This is a genomic window from Synechococcus sp. A15-24 (assembly GCF_014280195.1).
Lineage (GTDB): Bacteria > Cyanobacteriota > Cyanobacteriia > PCC-6307 > Cyanobiaceae > Parasynechococcus.
Window position 1 is genome coordinate 915,222 of record NZ_CP047960.1, and the last position, 19,056, is coordinate 934,277.

The following is a 19,056-nucleotide window of genomic DNA, read 5'->3' on the forward strand; positions in this document are numbered from 1 at the left end:
ACCGGCCGGAATCTACTGGGATTGGAGGGCAGCGTCCCCTCGCCAGCGTCGCTGCCAGGCATTGGTGGGTTCTAGGTCGCAAGCCTGTTGTTCAAGAACCCGTTTCTCGAGGATCTCGCTGGAGCTGGCCTCACCATCGGGATCGCGGAAGGGAACGGCGGCGCGGGTGAACAGATGCTCCATCTCCATCGGGCTGAGGGGACGCCAGCCAGGACCTTCCGCTGTGCATGAGCCGCCCGGTTGCACCGCCATCGTTCCGCTGCTCCAGCCGACCCGTTCCCCCGGGGCCGGCAGCAGTGAGTACAGCTGCAACCCGGCCCGTTGAAGACTGGCCCGCACCGCCGCCGACCGGCAGTAGGTGAGCAGCCGTCCCCCCGGCACCAAGCGTGCGGAGAGTCCAGCGAGGAATTCCTCGGTCCATAGCTCGGGGCAGCGTTGGGGTGAAAACGCGTCCTGCAGGATCAGGTCGAACCTCTGCTGGTCCGGAATCCGCGCGAGCGCGGTTCTTGCATCTCCCCAGAGCTGATATCCGACATGCGGAGGATCGCTCCAGCCATCATTGGCCTGGATCCCCTCCAGTCGCTCCAGAACATCTGCTCTCCACAGGTCCCGGAATGTCGGTTGCTCGAGGGCCAGATCCAGCGGTCGCCGGTCCAATTCCAGGCCCCACCACTGCACGGCAGGGGCTGGCTCGGGCAGGTCTTCCAGAATCACCGCTGTGTTGTAGCCAAGGCCAACGCAAACATCGAGGATCCTGAGACGATCGGCAGCACAGAAGCGGTTCAGCTCAGCCGGTCTCGAGAACTTCGCCCGTGCTTCGTTCAGCGCGCCAGCTGAATTGTGGAACGCCTCTGCGAACCGCTCGCTTTTCAGGCTGAAACTGCCATCGGCCGTGGGGTATATCCGCAGGCCATCGGCATCAGCAGCGGAGCCGGTCAAGGTCGTCCCAGAAGCTGGGGTAACTCACGGCTGCAGCATCGCTGCGCTGCAGGGTCGAATCGCCAGACGCCAGCAATGAGGCCACCGCCAGGCTCATCGCCACCCGGTGGTCGGTTTCGCTGTCCAGAGCAGCGCCCGTCAACGGGCGTCCGCCGCGGATGGTCATGCCGTCCTCGTGCTCCTCGATCTCAGCACCCATGGCCTTGAGCTGGCGTGCCATCACCGCAAGGCGATCGGTTTCCTTCACCCGCAGCTCCGAGGCGCCGCTGATCCTGCTTTCGCCATCGCAGAAGCAAGCGGCGACGCTGAGGATCGGAACCTCATCCACGAGGCGGGGCATGATTTCTTCGCCGATAGAAAACGGTTTTAACGGTCCATGGGTGATCTTCAGGTCGCCCACCGGTTCACCGGCCACATCGCGACGGTTCAGCACCTCAATCTGAGCATTCATCTGCTCGAGCACCTCGAGAATGCCTGTTCGGGTGGGATTGAGGCCGACGTTCTCAATGGTGAGGTCCGCGCCAGGCACCAGGGCACCGGCCACCAGCCAGAAGGCTGCTGAGCTGATGTCTCCCGGGACGACCACCTGTTGGCCCTTCAGGGTGTTGCCGGGGCGAACGGTGATGTGACGCCCCATCTCGCCCCCCACCTCCAGATCAGCACCAAAGGCCCGCAGCATCCGCTCGCTGTGGTCACGGGACTGGGCCGGTTCGATCACGGTGGTGGTTCCGTCGGCCGTAATGGCCGCCAGCAGCAGGGCTGACTTCACCTGAGCACTGGCCACAGGCGTTCCGATCACCGTGCCACGCAGGCTTTGGCCCTGCACCGCCAACGGAGCGAGGTTGCCGCTCTCACGGCCCCGAACAACTGCCCCCATCGAGGCCAGTGGCTGACCCACCCGTCGCATCGGCCGGCGACGCAGGGAGGCATCACCATCCAGCACGAAGTGACGGCCGGCCCGTCCAGCCAGCAACCCCAGCATCAGGCGCATGGTGGTGCCGGAGTTGCCGCAATCGAGAATTTCAGCGGGTTCCTGAAGCCCGTCCAGGCCCACCCCCTCAACGGTGACGAGGCCGCCGGCCTCGATCGGGCTGATCCGCACACCCATTGCCCGCAGGCAAGCGGCGGTGCTGATGGGGTCTTCCGCCGGCAGCAGACCGTCGATGGTGGTGGTGCCCTCCGCGATGGCACCGAACAGCAGGGAGCGGTGGGAGATCGACTTGTCCCCCGGCACCTTCATATGACCCGACAGCGACCCGCCGGCCTTGAGTTCACGGGCAGGGTGATAAGGGCCGTTGGCGCTCAAGACTGATCCGTCGTTGGGCCCGATCCTATGGGCTGGTCTTCAGGCCCTGGATCAAGCGATCGAGGGCATAGCCGAACAGGCTCGGATCCGGTTCGTCCTGGCCCAGTCCATCCAGTCCGAGTTCGGACCAGCGCGCGGACACCCGTTCCTCCAGGTCGGCCGGACGGCTGAGCGGTTCCCCCCAGTCATGGTTTTTCTCCGGACCCACCTTCGTGGTGGCGTCGATGGCCAGACGGCCGCCCAGTCCAAGTTGCTCGCTGGCGAAATCGAGGCTGTCGAAGGGGGTGTCCGCCAAGGTGAACAAATCCCGCTGAGGATCAACCTGTGCTGCGATTGCCCACACCACCTGGCGCGGGTCCCGCACATTGATGTGCTTGTCCACCACCACCACGAACTTGGTGTACGTGAACTGGGGCAGGGCACTCCAGAAAGCCATCGCTGCGCGTTTGGCCTGGCCCGGATACGCCTTGTCGATCGAGATCACCGCCAGCTTGTAGCTGAGGGCTTCCATCGGCAGGAAGAAGTCCGTGATTTCCGGAATCTGCTGACGCAGGATCGGGGTGTAGATGCGGTTCAGGGCGATGGCCAACATCGCCTCTTCCTTGGGTGGACGCCCACTGAAGGTGGTGAGGAACACCGGATCCCGTCGCTGCGTCATGCAGTGGAAGCGCACCAGTGGTGAGTCCTCCACTCCGCCGTAGAAGCCCATGTGGTCGCCGAAGGGGCCGTCGGGCAGCACCTCGCCTGGGGTGATGGTTCCCTCCAGGACCACTTCACTGTGGCTGGGCACTTGCAGATCCAGGGTCTTGCAGGGGCTGAGACGCACCCCTTCTCCGGCGTAGATCCCTGCAAACAACCATTCACTCAGCTGCACGGGAATCGGGGTGGCGGCGGCCATCACCAGCAGCGGGTGCACGCCGATGGCAACAGCCACCTCAAGCTTCTTGCCAATCGCTGCAGCCTTGCGCAGATGGCGGGCACCGCCCCGCACGCTGAGCCAATGCACGGTCATGGTTTTCACCGACTGCCTCTGCAGCCGGTAGACCCCCACATTCGGCACGCCGGTTTCCGGGTCTTTGGTGATCACAAGCCCCAGGGTGATCACCCCACCCGCGTCCCCTGGCCAGGGGCGGATCAAGGGGATGTTGTCGAGGTTGACCGCGTCACCTTTGAAGATCTGCTGCCGGCAGGGGGGTGTCAGATCACGGTCGGGTTTGGCCTTCACCAGATCCCAGAACACTCGGGCGAACTGCTTGGTTTCGCTGAGTCCCTTCGGGGGGCGTGGTTGCTGCAGGAGGGCCAGCCTCGAGCCAAGGTCCTCCAGCTGCTCGACTCGTTCGAGACCCATGCTCCAGACCACCCGTTCCACGGTGCCGAGGGTGTTCACCGCCACCGGCATCGACGACCCGATCACTTTCTCGAACAGCAGGGCGGGTCCCCCCTGGGAGAGCACGCGGTCTGCAATGGCCGCCAGTTCAAGATCGGGGTCCACCGGTGCTGTGATCCGTTTGAGTTGTCCGCGCTGATCCAGCACTTGCAGAAAACCGCGCAGGTCGCGGGTGGCCGGGCCAGATCGGAACAGGGCCATGGAGGCGACGAGGAGATCACGGTCGATCTCGGTACTGTGTCGCACGCCGATGATGAGCGTGGCCATGCAGATCTTCTATTTCCACGTTCCGGCGGAGATGCCGGCGGATGCCAGCCCTGATGCAGCGGTGGTGATCGATGTGCTGCGCGCCACCACCACCATCGCCTGGGCTCTGCACCACGGAGCGGAAGCGGTGCAGGCCTTCGCTGATCTGGAGGATCTGCGGGCGGCGGCCGAGGCCTGGCCTGCCGACCAGCGACTGCTGCTGGGCGAGCGCGGGGGGCAGACCCTGGCGGGCTTTGACCTGGGAAATTCCCCCGTGGCTGTTGTACCCGCAACCGTGTCCGGCAAACGCCTGTTCATGAGCACCACCAACGGCACCCGTGCCCTGGATCGGGTGCGTCAGGTGCCTTTGTTGGTGACAGCTGCTCTGCCGAACCGTGAAGCGGTGGCCCAGCGTCTGTTGAAGGAATCACCTGAAACCGTGGCCATTTTGGGCAGCGGTTGGGAAGGGACGTACTCCCTCGAGGATTCCCTTGCTGCGGGTGCTCTGGCGGCGCGCCTGCAGGAGCTGAGTCAAGCGGTGACGCTCGCCAACGATGAAGCCACAGCAGCTACGGCCCTGTGGCAGCAGTGGCGTCATGATCCCGAAGCCTGTCTGCGTACGGCCAGCCACGGGCAACGGCTGATCCGGCTCGGTGACCATGACGACGACTTCCGCTGCTGTGCCGGCCTGGACCAGTTGAGTGTCGTTCCAACGCAACAGTCGCCGGGAGTGCTACGAGCGATCTGAACGCCTCTAAAGTCCGACTCATTCTCCAGATCCCGTGAACGACTTCCTGGCGGCTGCCGTGCAGCTCACGAGCAGCCAGGACCCGGAAATCAATTTCAATGCCGCCGAGGAGCAGATCGATCTGGCGGCTCGACGTGGTGCGGATCTGGTGGGTTTGCCTGAGAACTTCGCCTTCATGGGCGAGGACAGTCGCCGCCTGGAGCTGGCGTCTGACCTGGCCGAACGCTGCAGCCGCTTTCTGGTGACGATGGCGCGGCGCTACCAGGTGGTGCTGCTGGGCGGAGGATTCCCTGCGCCGGTGGGTGATGGCTCGAGGACGTTGAACCGGGCAGAACTGGTGGACCGGGATGGCCAGCTGTTGGCCCGCTACGACAAGATCCACCTCTTCGACGTTGACCTTCCCGACGGCAACACCTATCGCGAGTCGGCAACCGTGAATGCCGGCCAGGAGCTGCCGCCTGTGGTGGATGTTCCGGGTCTGTGCAAGGTGGGTCTGTCCATCTGTTACGACGTTCGCTTCCCTGAGCTGTATCGACACCTCGTGGGGGCTGGAGCCGATCTGCTGATGATTCCAGCCGCTTTCACCGCCTTTACCGGCAAGGACCACTGGCAAGTGCTGCTTCAGGCCCGAGCCATCGAAAACACCGCCTACGTGCTGGCTCCGGCGCAGACCGGCCTGCACTACGGGCGTCGCCACAGCCATGGTCACGCCATGGTGATTGATCCTTGGGGCACGGTGTTGGCCGATGCGGGTGTGTTGCCTGGGGCTGCGATTGCACCCGTCAACACGGCCCATCAGGGACATGTTCGGGATCAGATGCCGAGCCTGCGCCACCGCCGGCCGGCATTGTTCTGACGTCGATGTTGAGGGCGACGCCCCGCCGATGGCGCTGCTTTGCGGCAGTGGCATTGCAGCTCTGTTTGATGCTGCCCTCGCTGCCGGCTCAGGCGGCCAGTGCTCTGGCGGCCTGGGCGCTCACTGAGAACGGCACGCTGCAGTTGCGCACCAGCCGCAATGCAAGGCTTCAGGCCTTTTTTCAGGACGCCAGCGACGGCCGCGGCACCCGCGTCTGGGTCGATTTTCCCGGTGAACTTCGCTTTCCCCGTCGGCTGACGGGCCGCGGCGCGGTCAAGGAGATCCGACTGGGCAAGCCACGGCCTGGGGCCACGCGTTTGGTGGTGGAGTTCCGTCCCGGTGTGAAACTGGATCCCAGTCAGTTGAAACTGAGGGGGACGGCCCCCGATCGCTGGGAGCTGAACTTCACCGGTCTGCCCACCCGTGGGCTCGATGATTTGGGCGAAGGGGATCTCTCGGGCCGCGCCACGGCCTGGCGACCTCCTGGCCGCTTCGCCCCAAGCCGTACGCCGGTGGATCCCTCAGGACTCCCCACCGTGACCCGCGGCCGCTACACAATCGTCATCGACCCTGGCCACGGCGGACCGGATCCAGGCGCAGTCGGCATCGGCGGACTGCGGGAGACCGATGTGGTGCTGGATGTGTCTCTGCAGGTGGCCGCTCTGTTGCGAGCCCGCGGCGTCGACGTGTTGCTGACGCGCACCGGAGATGTGGATGTTGATCTGCCGCCGCGGGTTTCCCTGGCGAATCGCTCCTCCGCCACCGCCTTCATCAGCATCCATGCCAACGCCCTCAGCATGCGGCGCCAGGACGTCAATGGGATTGAAACCTTTTTCTACTCGGACCCTCGATCCGGCCGGTTAGCCGGCTATTTGCAGCAGCAGATTATGGATGTGTCGCCTGGAACGCCCAACCGCGGTGTGCGCCGCGGCCGCTTCTTTGTGATCCGGCGGACGGTGATGCCGGCCGCATTGGTGGAGATGGGTTTTGTTACCGGAGCCATCGATGCCCCCCGACTCGCCAGGGCCGATCACCGGCGTCGCTTGGCCCTGGCCCTGGCCACGGGGATTCTTAATTACCTCCGCCAGGAGGTGCGATGAGTCCGCGGCTTGGCTTTTTCGACAGCGGTGTCGGGGGATTGACCGTGCTTCGGCGGGTGCTGGAACGCCATGGTTCGGTGTCGTGTGTGTATCTCGGCGATACAGAAAGGGTCCCCTACGGCAACCGACCTCCGGCGGAGATTCGTCGCATTGCCGCTGAAGTGGTCGGCTGGTTGCGGGATCAGCAGGTGTCGACGGTGGTGATGGCCTGCAACACCACCAATGCCCTGGCGCGGGACGTGGCTGAGGGGCAGGCGGGTGGCCCGGTGATCGGGCTAATCGGTGCCGCGGCGGCCATGGTGGAAACCCGGCGGGTGGGAGTGCTGGCGACACCAGCCACGGTGGCCTCGGCGGCCTACAGCGCCAGCATCGAAGCCCTCCATCCCGGAGCTCTTGTCGTGGAGCAGGCTTGTCCGGCTTTCGTTCCCTTGATTGAGGCCGGTGACTGCAGCAGTGACGAACTGAGACAGGTGGCCAAGGCTTATCTCGATCCCCTGTTGGCGGCCTCCGTGGAAACGATTGTGCTCGGCTGCACCCACTACCCATTGCTGATTCCTTTGTTGAAGCAGTTGCTGCCGGATGCCATTCAGTTGATTGACCCTGCTCTCGGAGTGGCCCGTCAGTTGGATGCCGTTCTCGGTGTTCCCCGGTCAACACCCGGCGACACCCTTGAGCTTGGGCAATGCCGCTTTTGCGTCACTGCGGATCCTGACGGTTTTGCCAACCGCGCCACTCCCTGGCTTGGGGCCCGCCCTGAGGTTCATTTGCAACGGCTGCAGAGCTGAGGCCATCACCACTAGGATCGCGGCGCCGAGAGGTTTCATGATCACCGTCACCGAGCTGCTGCAACCGGTCGAAACCGATCTCGAAACTCTGCTCGGAGATCTGCGCAGCCTGATTGGCGCCGGACATCCAATTCTTCAGGCCGCTGCCGAGCATCTCTTCAGCGCCGGTGGCAAAAGGCTTCGCCCCGGCATTGTTCTTTTGCTGTCCCGCGCACTTTCCGCTGACGGCCAGCTAACACCAAGGCATCGACGCTTGGCCGAGATCACCGAGATGATCCATACGGCCTCGCTCGTTCACGATGATGTGGTCGATGAGGCGTCCACCCGTCGTGGTGTGGACACCGTCCATAGCCGCTTTGATGCGCGTGTTGCCGTTCTGGCCGGTGATTTTCTCTTTGCGCAGGCCAGCTGGCATCTCGCCAACCTCGATGACCTTGAGGTGGTGAAGCTGCTCAGCCGCGTGATCATGGATCTGGCGGATGGTGAGGTGAAGCAGGGTCTCTTCCGTTTCGACACCGCGCAGAGCTTCGAGACTTACCTCGAAAAGAGCTATTGCAAAACCGCCTCGTTGATCGCCAACAGTGCACGGGCCGCAGGGGTTCTCAGTGGTTGTTCCGCATCTGAGCTGGATGGGCTGTACTGCTTCGGCCGTCAGCTGGGGCTGGCGTTCCAAGTGGTGGACGACATCCTCGATTTCACCGGCAGTGATCAGCAGCTCGGCAAGCCCGCTGCCAGCGACCTGGCCAGCGGCTATCTGACGGCCCCCACCTTTTACGCCATGGAGGAGCACCCAGGCCTGCAGGCCTTGATTGCCCGTGAGTTTGCAGAGCCAGGGGACCTTGACCAGGCCCTGGAGATGGTGCGCTCCTCCCGCGCCATTCCTCGTACCAGGGAATTGGCGGAAACCTTCGCTCGGGAATCCCGTGACGCCATTGCCTGGATGACCGACTCCCCCTGCAAGCGGGCCCTGCTGGAGCTTCCTGACTTTGTGCTCAGCCGTCTGTACTGACCAACATGTCCAGAACGACACCAAGACTGTTGATGTGCCTTGGATTCACATCCATTGCTTGGGTTAGTCCATGTTCATTCAGCACCCAGACGTGGCACCCGGCTGACAGCGCAGCCGCTGTGCCTGCCTGAGAATCCTCCAGGGCCCAACAGGTCTTGGGATCAAAGCCAAGCCGTGACGCGGCCAGAAGGAATGGTGCAGGGTCCGGCTTGCCGGCTTCGAGCTCTGGATCGTCTCCGTGGACCCTGAGTTGGATCCGCTTCAGCCAGGGATGGGGTGCGGCTTTAAAGCTCACGGCTTCAAGGCTGCTGCTGGTGACCAAGGCCATCTGAATTCCTCGGTGATCGCAGTGCTCCACCAGCTCTTGAGCGAAGGGCATGGCCTTGGCGTTGGGAAGCAGCGCCCTCACGATCGGCTGCTGAACTGCCAGCAAGTCGTCTGATTCCACAGGACGCGGCAGCCAGCTGCTCACCAGGGCGGCGCAGTCGAGACGACGACGCCCCTTGAGTTGCAGCAACTGGTCGTTGCTGAGCTGCGCTCCGAAGTGTCTGGCGGCTTCGGACCAGCCTCGGCTGTGCAAGGGCTCCGTGTCGAGCAGCAATCCATCCAGATCGAACAGGCAGGCTGCGGGAAGAGCTGGCACGCCATCCGGGAGCTCGGCAGGTTCCAGTCAAACGCGCCGTGGTTTCACCCTCTGTCCGACGGATTGATACGGGTCATGGAATGCTCGATCAACTCCTCCTTACCCTTGCAACAACAGTCTTTAGCCCGTCTGCTGTGACCGAGTCCAATACGTCGATCGAAAGTGTCCTGCAGGAGCAGCGGGTGTTTCAGCCGCCGGCGGAGATGGAGGGTGCAGCACGCATCGGCAGTCTGGAGACTTACCGCGCCATGGCGGAGGCGGCGACCACGGATCCCGATGGGTTCTGGGGGGAGGCAGCCCGTCGTGAGCTGCATTGGTTCGAGCCGTTCCACACGGTTCTCGATTGGTCGCAACCTCCCTTCGCCCGCTGGTTTGAAGGGGGCACCACCAACCTTTCGTACAACTGCCTCGACCGACATCTCGAGGGGGCCAAGGCTGAGAAGACCGCGCTGATCTGGGAAGGGGAGCCCGGAGACGTGCGCCGTTTCACCTATCGCGAGCTCCATGCCGAGGTGTGCAAAGCCGCCAACGCCCTGAAGGCCATGGGCATCGGCAAAGGCGATCTGGTCGCCCTGTACATGCCGATGATTCCAGAGGCCGCCATTGCGATGCTCGCCTGCGCTCGCGTCGGTGCCCCCCATTCCGTTGTGTTTGGTGGTTTCTCTGCCGAGGCCTTGCGCGACCGCCTCAAGGACGGTGAGGCGAAGGCCGTGATCACGGCGGATGGGGGATTCAGAAAGGACAAGCCTGTTTCCCTCAAACCTGCCGTTGATGCCGCTCTAGCGGAGGGCGCCTGTCCTTCGGTGACTGGCGTGCTCGTGGTGCAGCGCACCAAGCAGCCCGTGGAGATGGTTGCCGGCCGTGATCAGTGGTGGCACGACCTCGTGGATACCCAGGGCAGCGATTGCCCTGCGGAGCCTATGGCCAGTGAAGATCGACTGTTCGTGCTCTACACCTCAGGCTCAACCGGCAAACCCAAGGGTGTGGTGCACACCACTGCCGGTTACAACCTCTGGGCCCATCTCACCTTCCAGTGGATTTTCGACATCCGCGATAACGACATCTACTGGTGCACAGCGGATGTTGGTTGGATCACCGGCCACAGCTACATCGTGTACGGCCCGCTGTCCAACGCTGCTACCACAGTGATGTACGAGGGCGCGCCGCGCCCCTCCAAACCCGGTGCGTTCTGGGAGTTGATCCAGAAGCACGGCATCACGATCTTCTACACCGCGCCGACGGCGATTCGAGCCTTCATGAAGAGTGGCCGCCAGGTGCCGGATCAATTCGACATGAGCAGCCTCCGTCTGCTTGGCACCGTTGGTGAACCGATCAATCCGGAGGCTTGGATGTGGTATCGCGACGTGATTGGCGGCAACCGCTGTCCGATTGTCGATACCTGGTGGCAGACCGAAACCGGTGGCGTGATGATCAGTCCGCTGCCTGGAGCTACTCCCACGAAACCGGGATCCGCCACGCTGCCGCTGCCGGGCATTCAGGCCGACATCGTTGATGCGGAAGGCAACAGCTGCGGGCCCGATGAAGGTGGGTATCTTGCCGTGCGGGCCCCCTGGCCCGGGATGATGCGGACGGTGCATGGCAACCCTCAGCGCTTTCGTGAGAGCTACTGGGAGCACATCCGTCCTGCCGACGGTTCGTACCTCTATTTCGCTGGGGATGGCGCCCGACGTGATGCCGATGGATATTTCTGGGTGATGGGCCGGGTGGATGACGTGATCAACGTCTCCGGTCACCGCCTCGGCACGATGGAAATTGAGTCCGCTCTGGTGAGCCATCCCGCGGTGGCGGAAGCTGCCGTGGTAGGGCGTCCCGATGACCTCAAAGGCGAGGGCATCGTGGCGTTCGTCACTCTTGAGTCGGGGCGTGCGTCGTCGGATGATCTGATCAAGCAGCTCAGGGCCCATGTGGGCACGGAGATCGGACCGATCGCCCGGCCTGATGAGATTCGTTGTAGTGATGCACTGCCCAAGACCCGCAGTGGCAAGATCATGCGCCGGATCCTGCGGGCGTTGGCTGCCGGTCAGGAGGTCAGCGGCGACACCAGCACCCTGGAGGATCGTTCGGTCCTCGATCGGCTGCGGGCATGAGTCAGCTGGACCAGCTGCTAATCACCTCGGTCAACTGACGGATGACACCGACTCGTTTCGGGTCATCCGCCCAGTCGCCAAGGATGCTGCGCCTCAACCCCGCACTGGCTGGGGTGAGGTGGTCGCCTGGTAGCTGCAACACCTCGGTGCGGTTCTGCGGTCGTTGCTCAAGGGCCTGCAGCAAGGCATCGCTCTGATCCAGTTGATCGCGGCCGAACCGCACCAGCAAGTTGCGTTCCTGCTGGTAGTGCCGGCTGATCAGCCGAAGGGTCTCCCCAGGTGACGGACTGAACTCTGTTTCAACCCCCAGCCGTGGGGCGATCTCCCCGAGCAGGGGGATCGATCGATCCGCCTGAAAATTGTTGAAACTGAGAGCCACCAAACCTCGGCTGTTCCTCCCCCCGTCCGGAGCCAGCAGCTGCAATTTGCAACCGAGGCTGTGACCGAGCCGCAGCGGCATCGGCAACGGGCCGTAACGCTCCTCGAGCTGTTTGCGTGCGGTCCGAAACTCGGACCAGGCCTCCCGGGCCTGGCTTTGATGATCAAACCCCGGCACATAGGCCCAGGCGTTGACCACCAGGCCGTTGTTGCTGAGATCTTCGAGCATTCGACGGTAACTCACCTGGGGCGTGGCAGCCAGGTAGCTCCCACCGATGAAATCCACCTGGCCGACGGGCCGTGATGGTCTCAGTTGCCAGATCTTTCCTTGTTGACGCCAATCCATCTGTGATCAGCCCTGGAGGGAGGCGATCACCCGTTCCGCTTCTCGCACGTGGGCAGGACCATCCAGAAGGTTGCTGAAGATGTGCCGGATGACCCCTCCACCATCCACCACATAGGTCACCCGACCGGGCATCAGCCCGAGGGCCTTGGGAACCCCAAGGCTGCGGCGAAGACTGTTGTTCCGATCGACCAGCAGGGGGAAGTTCAGTCCATGGCGTGTCGCGAAGCGGCGGTGGCTGATGGCGTCATCACCACTGATGCCCCAGACCTCGGCTCCGAGTTCCTGAAAGGCGGCACTGCTGTCGCGAAAGCTGCAGGCCTGAATTGTGCACCCTGGCGTGTCGTCCTTGGGGTAGAAGAACAGCACCAGCCAGCGGCCACGCACCATCTCGGGAGTCCGCTGCTCGCCATCCTGATCATCCAGACAGAAGCCGGGCAGGGAGTCGCCGACGCCAAGGGCCATTGGCTTGATTTATCAGCAAAGACCCTAAGCAGAGAACCACTTGCACCGAGCGAGACAATCGACTTGGGGATTGGGAGCGTGCAAATGGCTGATCAGTTGACCTTGTTGGAGGCGGTGCCGGAGCAGTGTCCTGAGCCGGAGGCTCCGGCAGGTCCTGCCACGCTTCTGATCATTGACACCGAGACCACAGGGCTGGATCCGGAGAAGGATCGTTGCCTCGAAGTCGGGGCGATTTTGTTTGATGTGTCGGCACGATCCGTTCTGGCGCAGCAGTCCTTTCTGTTGCCGGTGGAATCCAATGCGGCGGAACCGATCAACCGGATCCCCGCGTCGGTCACACGGTTGCCTCAGCCCTGGACTGGTGCACTGCGCTGGTTGGATGAACTCCTCTCCGCCTCGGACGTGCTGGTGGCCCACAACGCTGCCTTCGATCGTCAGTGGTTTGGTCGGGATCCCTTGCCTGCCGTCAGCCATCCATGGCTTTGTTCGATGGAGGACTTGCGCTGGCCTGCCGATCGCCAGCTGCGTTCACGGCCTTCCGTGCGGGATCTCGCTCTGGCTTATGGCGTTCCGGTCTGGTCAGCCCATCGGGCATTGACCGATTGCATCTATCTGGCGGAGGTGTTCGCCCGTTGCGACGATCTGGAGACGATGCTGCTGCACGGCCTTGAGCCCCGCCAGTTAATGCGGGCCAGGGTGTCCTACGACGACCGCCATCTCGCACGGGATGCTGGATTCCGCTGGAACGATCCTGTGAAAGGGGCCTGGACTCGCCGCCTGAGCCAACGGGAGGTCAAGAGCCTCGATTTTCCTGTTGAGGTCGTTGAACCTGGTCCGGAACGCCGCGCTGCCTGAGCCGGGACGTCTGGTACAGATGCTCTTTTGCTTCAGCACTCCGAAGCGACTGGGGTGGTTTGGTTTGTTTGGCTGTCTCCACAGCAGGGTGAAGCCATGGCCATTTTCATCCACCGTCGTCGTCATCCCATCCAGAACCGCTTGCGGCAGTGGCAGCAGGTGCGCACCTGGGCTCGGCTGATCCGGGAGGCCGAAGCGCTCTGGCATGTGAACGTTCGTGCGTTGCGGCGCATGGGTGCTGAGGAACTCTCGCAGTTGCTGGAAGAAGTGCCTCCGGCTCAACGTCGCCGCATCAATCGTTGGTTGGATGGTTATTGCGTGTCCACACGATTGCGACGGGAGTAAACCGACTTGACCCGAATCAAGCGCCTTGATTCGTCAATGACATGAACGAGAACCAGCACGAGGCTTGGAGATTGAACTTTCCTTAACCTGGTCCTAACGACGGATTCGTTTTAAGTTGGCTACTCCTAGGACGCCAACTTCCCCATTAGGCCTCCCATGAGCTTCGCTAAGAAGGCTCTTCTCGTCTCTTCCGTGCTTGCCCTTGGGGCTGGCATGTCCGCCTCCGCCGCAGAAAAACTGAACGGTGCTGGCGCTTCTTTCCCCGCCAAGATCTACCAGCGTTGGTTCGCTGATCTGGCCAAGTCCGGTGGCCCTCAGGTCAACTACCAGGCTGTCGGTTCCGGCTCCGGCCGTAAGGCTTTCATAGACCAGACCGTGAACTTCGGTGCATCGGATGATCCGATGAAGAAGAAGGACATGGCCAAGGTCAAGCGCGGCGTGGTCCAGATCCCCATGGTTGGCGGCACCATCGCCTTCGGCTACAACAAGCCCGGTTGTGATCTGAAGCTCACCCAGGAGCAGGCCGTCATGGTCGCCATGGGTCAGATCCGTAACTGGCAAGACCTCGGCTGCCAGCCTGGCACCATCACCTGGGTGCACCGTTCCGATGGCTCCGGCACCACCAAGGCCTTCACTAACTCCATGCAGGCCTTCTCCTCCAAGTGGACCCTGGGCACCGGTAAGTCCGTCAAGTGGCCTGCAGGCGTTGGCGCCAAGGGCAACTCCGGTGTTGCCGGTGTTATCCAGAACCGTATGGGTGCCATCGGTTACGTCAACCAGTCCTACATCAAGGGCAAGGTCGTTGCTGCTTCTCTGCAGAACAAGTCCGGTGAGTACCTGAAGCCCTCCGTGACTGCTGGTGCCCGCGCCCTGAACGGCATTCAGCTGGACAAGGACCTGGCTGGCAAGAACCCCAACCCCACCGCCAAGGGTGCTTATCCCATCGCAACCCTGACCTGGGTTCTGGCGTACAAGACCGGCAACGGCAAGGACGCCAAGGTTGTTCAGGAAGCCTTCAATTACATGCTGGGCGATGCTGCTCAGGACAAGGCTCCTTCCCTGGGCTTCGTGCCCCTGAAGGGCGACATCCTGGCCAAGGCCAAGGCTGCTGTGAACAAGATCGGCGAGTGATGACTGGCTGAGCCGTCGGTTGATCCGACGGTTTTGAACAGTTTCGAGGGGGCCCAAGGGCCCCCTTTTTTTATTCTTTTCTCACTCTTGGACAAAAGTTAGGCGGGTCTTAACCGAATCACATCCCGCCCTTTGCCTGGGACGCATGTTGCGCTCCATACAGTTCGGATGTATCCGCGGAACATCTCAATGGTTGCGATTCCCTCCCGTGAACTCTCCCCAAGACGTGACGGTTTCAGGGAATTGCTGGAAACCAACTACCAGAAACGCAACCTTGTTCATCTGACGGCGGGCAGTGTTGTCCCGTTGCTGAAGAACAGCATCTGGCTTGTTATGCGCGGCATGGTCAAGCTTGGTGCCGTATCTGTGCATGGCGATGAGTTGCTGCTTGGGCTTGCCGGACCGAACGAGCCTTTTGGTGAACCACTGAGCACGGTGGAGGCCTATGAAGCGGTGGCACTGAGTGACTGTGACCTTCTCTGCTTGAGCACCAGTGAGGTGGAGCAGGCACCCCAACTCGCTCTGGCGATGATGGATGCCATTGGTGCTCGTTACCGGCAGGCCGAGTACATGTTGGCTCTGCTCGGTCTGCGCCGCGTGGAGGAGCGGGTGCGCGGTTTTCTGGAAATGTTGGCCCAGGACTATGGCCAACCCTGTGACGACGGCTTGCGACTCAATCTGCGGCTGACCCATCAGGAGATGGCCAGTGCTCTGAGCACCACCCGCGTCACGGTGACCCGGGTGATCGGTCTGCTGCGTGATGAGGGCTGGTTGAAGATCGATGCCCAGCGGCACCTGGTGATCGCCCACCTGCCACGTCGCTGATTCCTGAGGATTCAGGGCATTAAAAAGCCGGCACAGAAGTGCCGGCTTGTGACCTATCGCAGTGCGACGCGGTCGGGGTTTGGACGGTTGGATCGGAGCGGCGGGATTTGAACCCACGACCCCCACTACCCCAAAGTGGTGCGCTACCAAGCTGCGCTACGCCCCGTCAGATGCAAATTATCACAGGGCATTCCGCCGCCTGAGTCGTTTCAGCATGCGAGTGGTCAGCTGATCTCTTGACTGGTTCCCGTACTGCAGAAGGCGCATCTCAGAGGCCATCTGACGCATCTCCTTGAGGTTCATGGCCGCGAGCCTCAGCTCTGGAAGCGTCCTCCAGGCCCGTGCTCGCATCGGCAGGGTGTTCGGTCCACCGGCCTGGCCGATGTTGATCGTGCCATCGGCCAGCCACTCAGGGATCAGCACCATCAAGACGGCGATGAGTCCGTAAAGCTCCACCAGCCCCCGTGGGAGTGGATGAAGCCGGCGTCGATCCGTCGGGTCCGGCGGAGCGCTCACAGCGATCCTCGGTGGAGGTAATGCCCACACCTTGCCACTGACCATTGGCGCATCCAAAGCGCGGTGGTCAGATTTGCAATGACCTCGATGCTGGTGATGGTGGAGTCTCGCGCCAGATCAGTTCAGGACCGCGGCTGGCCTCTGGGGTGCGGGTTGAAAAGACCAAACCGATCACCAGCAGCACCGTCAAACCGATCGCGATCAGAACCTGCCGTTCTGTCATCTCAATCGAGGCGGATCGGGGCATTGTCGCTGCGCAGCACACAGTGGTTGATGCTCCAGTCGTAGGCCGCCCAGACCGTTGATGGAAGGCGGTAATTGTTCCCGTCGAAGTCACCCAGAACGGTCTGAGTTGGCATGGCGGAGCAGTAGGGACGACTGCCGGGTTTGGCGAGGTATTGCTGGTGATAAGGCTCAGCGAAGGTAAACGCCTGATCCGCCAGGATCTCCGTGGTGATCGGTCCATACCCCCGTTCATTCAGGGCGTCCTGATACGCGGTTCTGCTGGCCTGGGCCAGGCTCATCTGCTGATCTGTCGTGGTGTAGATCGCTGAGCGGTACTGGGTTCCTGTGTCGTTGCCCTGGCGGTTCCCCTGGGTGGAGTCATGGCATTCCCAGAACAGTTTCAGCAGATCACTGAAATCCACGGCTGGGGTGCTCCAGACCACCCGCACCACTTCGGTGTGGCCGGTTGTCCCTGTGCAGACCTCTTGATACGTCGGGTTGGATCGCTGACCACCGGCGTAACCCACGGCCGTGGTCACCACACCCGGAAGACGCCAGAACCCCTTCTCAGCGCCCCAGAAACATCCGCAGGCAAAAAGTGCTTCCTCCTGATCACTCATCAATGGTGCCCGCAGCGGGGTGCCAAGCACGGCATGCATCTCCTCTGTCGAGGACTCACCACCGCGTTGGGTCAGCCAGGAGGGGAGCATGAATGATCAGAGAGTCCATGTAACCCTAGGCAGGCTGATCGGTGCTCTGAACGGGTTCCAGCTGAATGTGGTTCAGCAGGGTGGTGACGAATGCGAACAGAAGAAAGGGAAGGCTCAGCACCAGAATCAGACCGACGCCCACGAGCGCGAAAATCGGCCGTGATGAGCCCATCAGGGCCAGTCCTGCCGCAAGGCTCACGAAGATCACGGCCATCCAGGCCAGCACCTGGCCGTAGATGTCGCCGAAGGTGAGCGTGCAGCGCATCGCCAGAGGTGAGCTGCTGGTCATGGAAAGCTCCTGCGTTCAACCAGCTAAGCCGCTCAAAGCGGTGTTGTCCGTCTCTGCTTCCAACTTCTTCAGGAAGCCATTCCCTCGAGTTGTTCGGCAGCCTGTTGGCGTTCCCACAGTCTTCGATAAACCCCGGCCGTGGCGATCAAGGCGTTGTGGTGGCCCTGTTGCACGATCCGCCCGTTTTCCATCACCAAGACCCGGTCGCAGGCTGCAGCGGCCGAGAGTTGGTGGCTGATCATCACAATGGTGCGTCCCTCCTGGGATCGAATCGAGTTCAGGATGGCGGCGGCGGTGTTGTTGTCCACGCTGGCCAAGGCATCGTCCAGAACCAGCACCGGAGCGGAGACCAGCAGGGCGCGCCCCAGGGCAGTGCGTTGACGTTGCCCGCCGCTGAGCGTGATGCCCCGTTCGCCGACGATGGTGCTGAATCCATTCGGGAACCCTTTGACGTCATCCGACAGTCGGGCGCGTTCGGCCGCTTGCTTGACCAGGTCATCTCCTGCCCTGGGTTCGCCGTAACGAAGGTTGTCGGCGAGGGTGCTGGTGAACAGAAATCCCTCCTGGGGAACCATGGCCACCTCGCCTCGCAAATCCTTCAGGGGCAGGCGGTTGATGTCCACGCCATCCAGGAACAATTGGCCGTCCGGAACGGGCACCATCCGACCGAAGGCACGGGCCAGGGTTGTTTTGCCGCAGCCCACAGCACCGACCACGGCCACCAGTTCGCCAGGTTCAATGCAGAAATCAAGACCATTCAGGGTCTCGCGCTCGGCTCCGTCGTAACGGATGTGCAAGCCGCGAGCTTCGAGTCGTCCGCTCCTAGGTTGATCTGCCGTGATCGGATCGTTGCCATCACGAATGGCAGGTTGCCGCTGGAGCAGCTCCTCCACCCGTTCCAGACTCACCTGACCGGTCTGGAACGTGTTGAGCGTGAAGCCCAACAATGCAGTGGGAAAAACCAGCTGCTGCACATAGAAGACCAGGGCGACAAGCCCTCCGGTCGTGAGGCTGCCGTCACTGAGCTTGCCGCTGCCCAGGGCCAGCAGCAACAACAGGGAGATGGAGGAAAGACCCTCCAAAAGGGGGAAGAGGGTGCTTCGAGTCCGTGCCAGACGGATGGCACTGTTTCGGTAACTGCGGTTGCGCTGGGAAAACGCCTGCTGCTCCGATGCTTCCTGGCCGTAGATCTTGATCGCTCCGATACCGGAGAGGTCCTCCTGGATTAGATCGCTCAACCCGGACAGGTCCTCCTGTTGACGGCGTTGCTGCTTCATCATCCGGCCGCCGAACAGGCGCACCACCGTCAGCATCACCGGATAGGGACCAATAGCAGCCAGGGTCAGCCATGGATCAATCGTCAACATTGCCGGCAGCGTCAGGCTGTAGGCCAGCAGGGTGTTGGTCAGGCTGAGAATGGCGAAGCCCAGCAGGCGGCGGATGTTCTCCACATCGCTGGTGGCCCTGTTGATCACATCACCACTGCCCGTGGTCTGCACCCAGGCCGGTTCCTGCCGGAGCATGTGGTCAAACAGGCTCTGGCGGAGTTCGACCTCCACCTGGCGGCCGACACCGAACACAAGCTGCCGTGACAGCAACCGCACGGCACCCATGGTGGTGGCCAGCAGCACGATCAAGGCGGCCTGGCTCAGGACGCGGTCATAGGCGAAGCCGACCTGCAACTCATCGATGACCCGGCGCACCTCCATCGGGATCGTGACGCTGAGGACGTTGACCACCACCAGGGCGATCGCGCCGAAGATGACGGTTTTGCGATGGGGGCGGAGGTAACGGCCGATCAGGTCCAGGCGCATGGCCGCCATGCGGTTTCCGATCAGGGCACGTCA

At 62.4% G+C, this 19,056-nt stretch carries 21 protein-coding genes and 1 tRNA gene; 10 read left to right on the forward strand and 12 right to left on the reverse strand.

Features of this window, described 5'->3' with window-relative positions:
* Positions 1-12: 12 nt before the first annotated feature.
* The 3 genes from SynA1524_RS04945 to SynA1524_RS04955 all read right to left on the reverse strand — a co-directional run bounded on the left by SynA1524_RS04945 (position 13) and on the right by SynA1524_RS04955 (position 3,833).
* Complete coding sequence (locus SynA1524_RS04945) at positions 13-939, reverse strand: MnmC family methyltransferase (protein WP_186499197.1); 927 nt, start codon at positions 937-939, stop codon at positions 13-15.
* On the reverse strand, positions 920-2,179 hold the full coding sequence (gene aroA / locus SynA1524_RS04950) for a 3-phosphoshikimate 1-carboxyvinyltransferase (protein WP_286188736.1): 1,260 nt from the start codon (positions 2,177-2,179) through the stop codon (positions 920-922). The genes SynA1524_RS04945 and aroA overlap by 20 nt, the downstream gene beginning before the upstream one ends.
* A gap of 91 nt (positions 2,180-2,270) precedes the next feature.
* Positions 2,271-3,833 (reverse strand): UbiD family decarboxylase, encoded by a 1,563-nt coding sequence (locus tag SynA1524_RS04955; protein WP_186499516.1) that lies wholly within the window; start codon positions 3,831-3,833, stop codon positions 2,271-2,273.
* 64 nt (positions 3,834-3,897) lie between these two features.
* Here SynA1524_RS04955 and SynA1524_RS04960 point away from each other — a divergent pair, with 64 nt between their 5' ends.
* Genes SynA1524_RS04960 through sds form a run of 5 tightly spaced genes read left to right on the forward strand, consistent with a single transcriptional unit; the run spans position 3,898 to position 8,376 of the window.
* A complete protein-coding gene (locus tag SynA1524_RS04960) occupies positions 3,898-4,626 on the forward strand; it encodes a 2-phosphosulfolactate phosphatase family protein (protein WP_186499517.1) in 729 nt (242 codons plus the stop codon).
* A gap of 34 nt (positions 4,627-4,660) precedes the next feature.
* A complete protein-coding gene (locus SynA1524_RS04965) occupies positions 4,661-5,482 on the forward strand; it encodes a carbon-nitrogen hydrolase family protein (RefSeq protein ID WP_186499199.1) in 822 nt (273 codons plus the stop codon).
* A 5-nt stretch (positions 5,483-5,487) separates the two neighbouring features.
* On the forward strand, positions 5,488-6,582 hold the full coding sequence (locus SynA1524_RS04970) for an N-acetylmuramoyl-L-alanine amidase (RefSeq protein WP_186499200.1): 1,095 nt from the start codon (positions 5,488-5,490) through the stop codon (positions 6,580-6,582).
* Positions 6,579-7,367, forward strand: a complete 789-nt coding sequence (gene murI, locus SynA1524_RS04975; RefSeq protein WP_186499201.1) for a glutamate racemase — start codon at positions 6,579-6,581, stop codon at positions 7,365-7,367. Before SynA1524_RS04970 ends, murI begins: the two co-directional genes overlap by 4 nt.
* Positions 7,368-7,404: 37 nt before the next feature.
* The gene (sds, locus tag SynA1524_RS04980) at positions 7,405-8,376 is read left to right on the forward strand and encodes a solanesyl diphosphate synthase (RefSeq protein ID WP_186499202.1); all 972 of its coding nucleotides are present in this window, start codon (positions 7,405-7,407) and stop codon (positions 8,374-8,376) included.
* Here the strand turns inward: sds and SynA1524_RS04985 are convergent.
* Positions 8,360-9,019, reverse strand: coding sequence for an HAD family hydrolase (locus SynA1524_RS04985; protein WP_186499203.1), 660 nt, complete (start codon positions 9,017-9,019; stop codon positions 8,360-8,362). The genes sds and SynA1524_RS04985 overlap by 17 nt on opposite strands.
* Before the next feature lie 80 nt (positions 9,020-9,099).
* On the opposite strand from SynA1524_RS04985, the gene acs reads away from it, so the two are divergent.
* Positions 9,100-11,127: an acetate--CoA ligase gene (acs, locus tag SynA1524_RS04990; protein WP_502707909.1), complete on the forward strand. Its 2,028-nt coding sequence runs from the start codon at positions 9,100-9,102 to the stop codon at positions 11,125-11,127.
* A 1-nt stretch (position 11,128) separates the two neighbouring features.
* Here the strand turns inward: acs and SynA1524_RS04995 are convergent, their stop codons facing one another.
* Both SynA1524_RS04995 and SynA1524_RS05000 read right to left on the reverse strand, forming a co-directional pair.
* Entirely contained in the window at positions 11,129-11,851 is a 723-nt protein-coding gene (locus tag SynA1524_RS04995) for a DUF1350 family protein (RefSeq protein ID WP_186499205.1), read from the reverse strand.
* Positions 11,852-11,857: 6 nt separating this feature from the next.
* Complete coding sequence (locus SynA1524_RS05000) at positions 11,858-12,313, reverse strand: peroxiredoxin (protein WP_186499206.1); 456 nt, start codon at positions 12,311-12,313, stop codon at positions 11,858-11,860.
* Positions 12,314-12,397: 84 nt separating this feature from the next.
* On the opposite strand from SynA1524_RS05000, the gene SynA1524_RS05005 reads away from it, so the two are divergent.
* The 4 genes from SynA1524_RS05005 to ptrA all read left to right on the forward strand — a co-directional run bounded on the left by SynA1524_RS05005 (position 12,398) and on the right by ptrA (position 15,469).
* A complete protein-coding gene (locus SynA1524_RS05005) occupies positions 12,398-13,168 on the forward strand; it encodes a 3'-5' exonuclease (protein ID WP_186499207.1) in 771 nt (256 codons plus the stop codon).
* Positions 13,169-13,264: 96 nt separating this feature from the next.
* Complete coding sequence (locus tag SynA1524_RS05010) at positions 13,265-13,513, forward strand: hypothetical protein (RefSeq protein ID WP_186499208.1); 249 nt, start codon at positions 13,265-13,267, stop codon at positions 13,511-13,513.
* A 156-nt stretch (positions 13,514-13,669) separates the two neighbouring features.
* Positions 13,670-14,644: a phosphate ABC transporter substrate-binding protein PstS gene (gene pstS, locus SynA1524_RS05015; RefSeq protein ID WP_186499209.1), complete on the forward strand. Its 975-nt coding sequence runs from the start codon at positions 13,670-13,672 to the stop codon at positions 14,642-14,644.
* A gap of 189 nt (positions 14,645-14,833) precedes the next feature.
* Positions 14,834-15,469 carry a Crp/Fnr family transcriptional regulator PtrA gene (ptrA, locus tag SynA1524_RS05020; RefSeq protein ID WP_186499210.1) on the forward strand — a complete coding sequence of 212 codons (636 nt, stop codon included), beginning with the start codon at positions 14,834-14,836 and terminating at the stop codon, positions 15,467-15,469.
* A gap of 92 nt (positions 15,470-15,561) precedes the next feature.
* Here the strand turns inward: ptrA and SynA1524_RS05025 are convergent.
* The 6 genes from SynA1524_RS05025 to SynA1524_RS05050 form a co-directional block, all read right to left on the reverse strand.
* Positions 15,562-15,635: transfer RNA gene (locus SynA1524_RS05025), tRNA-Pro, on the reverse strand.
* A gap of 14 nt (positions 15,636-15,649) precedes the next feature.
* Positions 15,650-15,985, reverse strand: a complete 336-nt coding sequence (locus SynA1524_RS05030; RefSeq protein ID WP_186499211.1) for a hypothetical protein — start codon at positions 15,983-15,985, stop codon at positions 15,650-15,652.
* Positions 15,986-16,052: 67 nt separating this feature from the next.
* Entirely contained in the window at positions 16,053-16,208 is a 156-nt protein-coding gene (locus SynA1524_RS05035) for a hypothetical protein (protein WP_186499212.1), read from the reverse strand.
* Between the two features lies 1 nt (position 16,209).
* On the reverse strand, positions 16,210-16,920 hold the full coding sequence (gene msrA / locus SynA1524_RS05040; protein WP_186499213.1) for a peptide-methionine (S)-S-oxide reductase MsrA: 711 nt from the start codon (positions 16,918-16,920) through the stop codon (positions 16,210-16,212).
* 25 nt (positions 16,921-16,945) lie between these two features.
* The gene (locus SynA1524_RS05045; protein ID WP_186499214.1) at positions 16,946-17,209 is read right to left on the reverse strand and encodes a hypothetical protein; all 264 of its coding nucleotides are present in this window, start codon (positions 17,207-17,209) and stop codon (positions 16,946-16,948) included.
* Between the two features lie 68 nt (positions 17,210-17,277).
* On the reverse strand, positions 17,278-19,032 hold the full coding sequence (locus tag SynA1524_RS05050; RefSeq protein WP_186499215.1) for an ABC transporter ATP-binding protein: 1,755 nt from the start codon (positions 19,030-19,032) through the stop codon (positions 17,278-17,280).
* Positions 19,033-19,056 lie beyond the last annotated feature (24 nt).

Coding starts and splice junctions, on each gene's coding strand:
- aroA (WP_286188736.1), bottom strand. CDS start 2,179: ATGAAGGTGCCGGGGGACAAGTCGATCTCCCACCGCTCCCTGCTGTTC.
- SynA1524_RS04955 (WP_186499516.1), bottom strand. CDS start 3,833: ATGGCCCTGTTCCGATCTGGCCCGGCCACCCGCGACCTGCGCGGTTTT.
- SynA1524_RS04960 (WP_186499517.1), top strand. CDS start 3,898: ATGCAGATCTTCTATTTCCACGTTCCGGCGGAGATGCCGGCGGATGCC.
- SynA1524_RS04970 (WP_186499200.1), top strand. CDS start 5,488: ATGTTGAGGGCGACGCCCCGCCGATGGCGCTGCTTTGCGGCAGTGGCA.
- murI (WP_186499201.1), top strand. CDS start 6,579: ATGAGTCCGCGGCTTGGCTTTTTCGACAGCGGTGTCGGGGGATTGACC.
- sds (WP_186499202.1), top strand. CDS start 7,405: ATGATCACCGTCACCGAGCTGCTGCAACCGGTCGAAACCGATCTCGAA.
- acs (WP_502707909.1), top strand. CDS start 9,100: ATGCTCGATCAACTCCTCCTTACCCTTGCAACAACAGTCTTTAGCCCG.
- SynA1524_RS04995 (WP_186499205.1), bottom strand. CDS start 11,851: ATGGATTGGCGTCAACAAGGAAAGATCTGGCAACTGAGACCATCACGG.
- SynA1524_RS05000 (WP_186499206.1), bottom strand. CDS start 12,313: ATGGCCCTTGGCGTCGGCGACTCCCTGCCCGGCTTCTGTCTGGATGAT.
- SynA1524_RS05005 (WP_186499207.1), top strand. CDS start 12,398: ATGGCTGATCAGTTGACCTTGTTGGAGGCGGTGCCGGAGCAGTGTCCT.
- SynA1524_RS05010 (WP_186499208.1), top strand. CDS start 13,265: ATGGCCATTTTCATCCACCGTCGTCGTCATCCCATCCAGAACCGCTTG.
- pstS (WP_186499209.1), top strand. CDS start 13,670: ATGAGCTTCGCTAAGAAGGCTCTTCTCGTCTCTTCCGTGCTTGCCCTT.
- ptrA (WP_186499210.1), top strand. CDS start 14,834: ATGGTTGCGATTCCCTCCCGTGAACTCTCCCCAAGACGTGACGGTTTC.
- SynA1524_RS05035 (WP_186499212.1), bottom strand. CDS start 16,208: ATGACAGAACGGCAGGTTCTGATCGCGATCGGTTTGACGGTGCTGCTG.
- msrA (WP_186499213.1), bottom strand. CDS start 16,920: ATGCTCCCCTCCTGGCTGACCCAACGCGGTGGTGAGTCCTCGACAGAG.
- SynA1524_RS05045 (WP_186499214.1), bottom strand. CDS start 17,209: ATGACCAGCAGCTCACCTCTGGCGATGCGCTGCACGCTCACCTTCGGC.
- SynA1524_RS05050 (WP_186499215.1), bottom strand. CDS start 19,032: ATGGCGGCCATGCGCCTGGACCTGATCGGCCGTTACCTCCGCCCCCAT.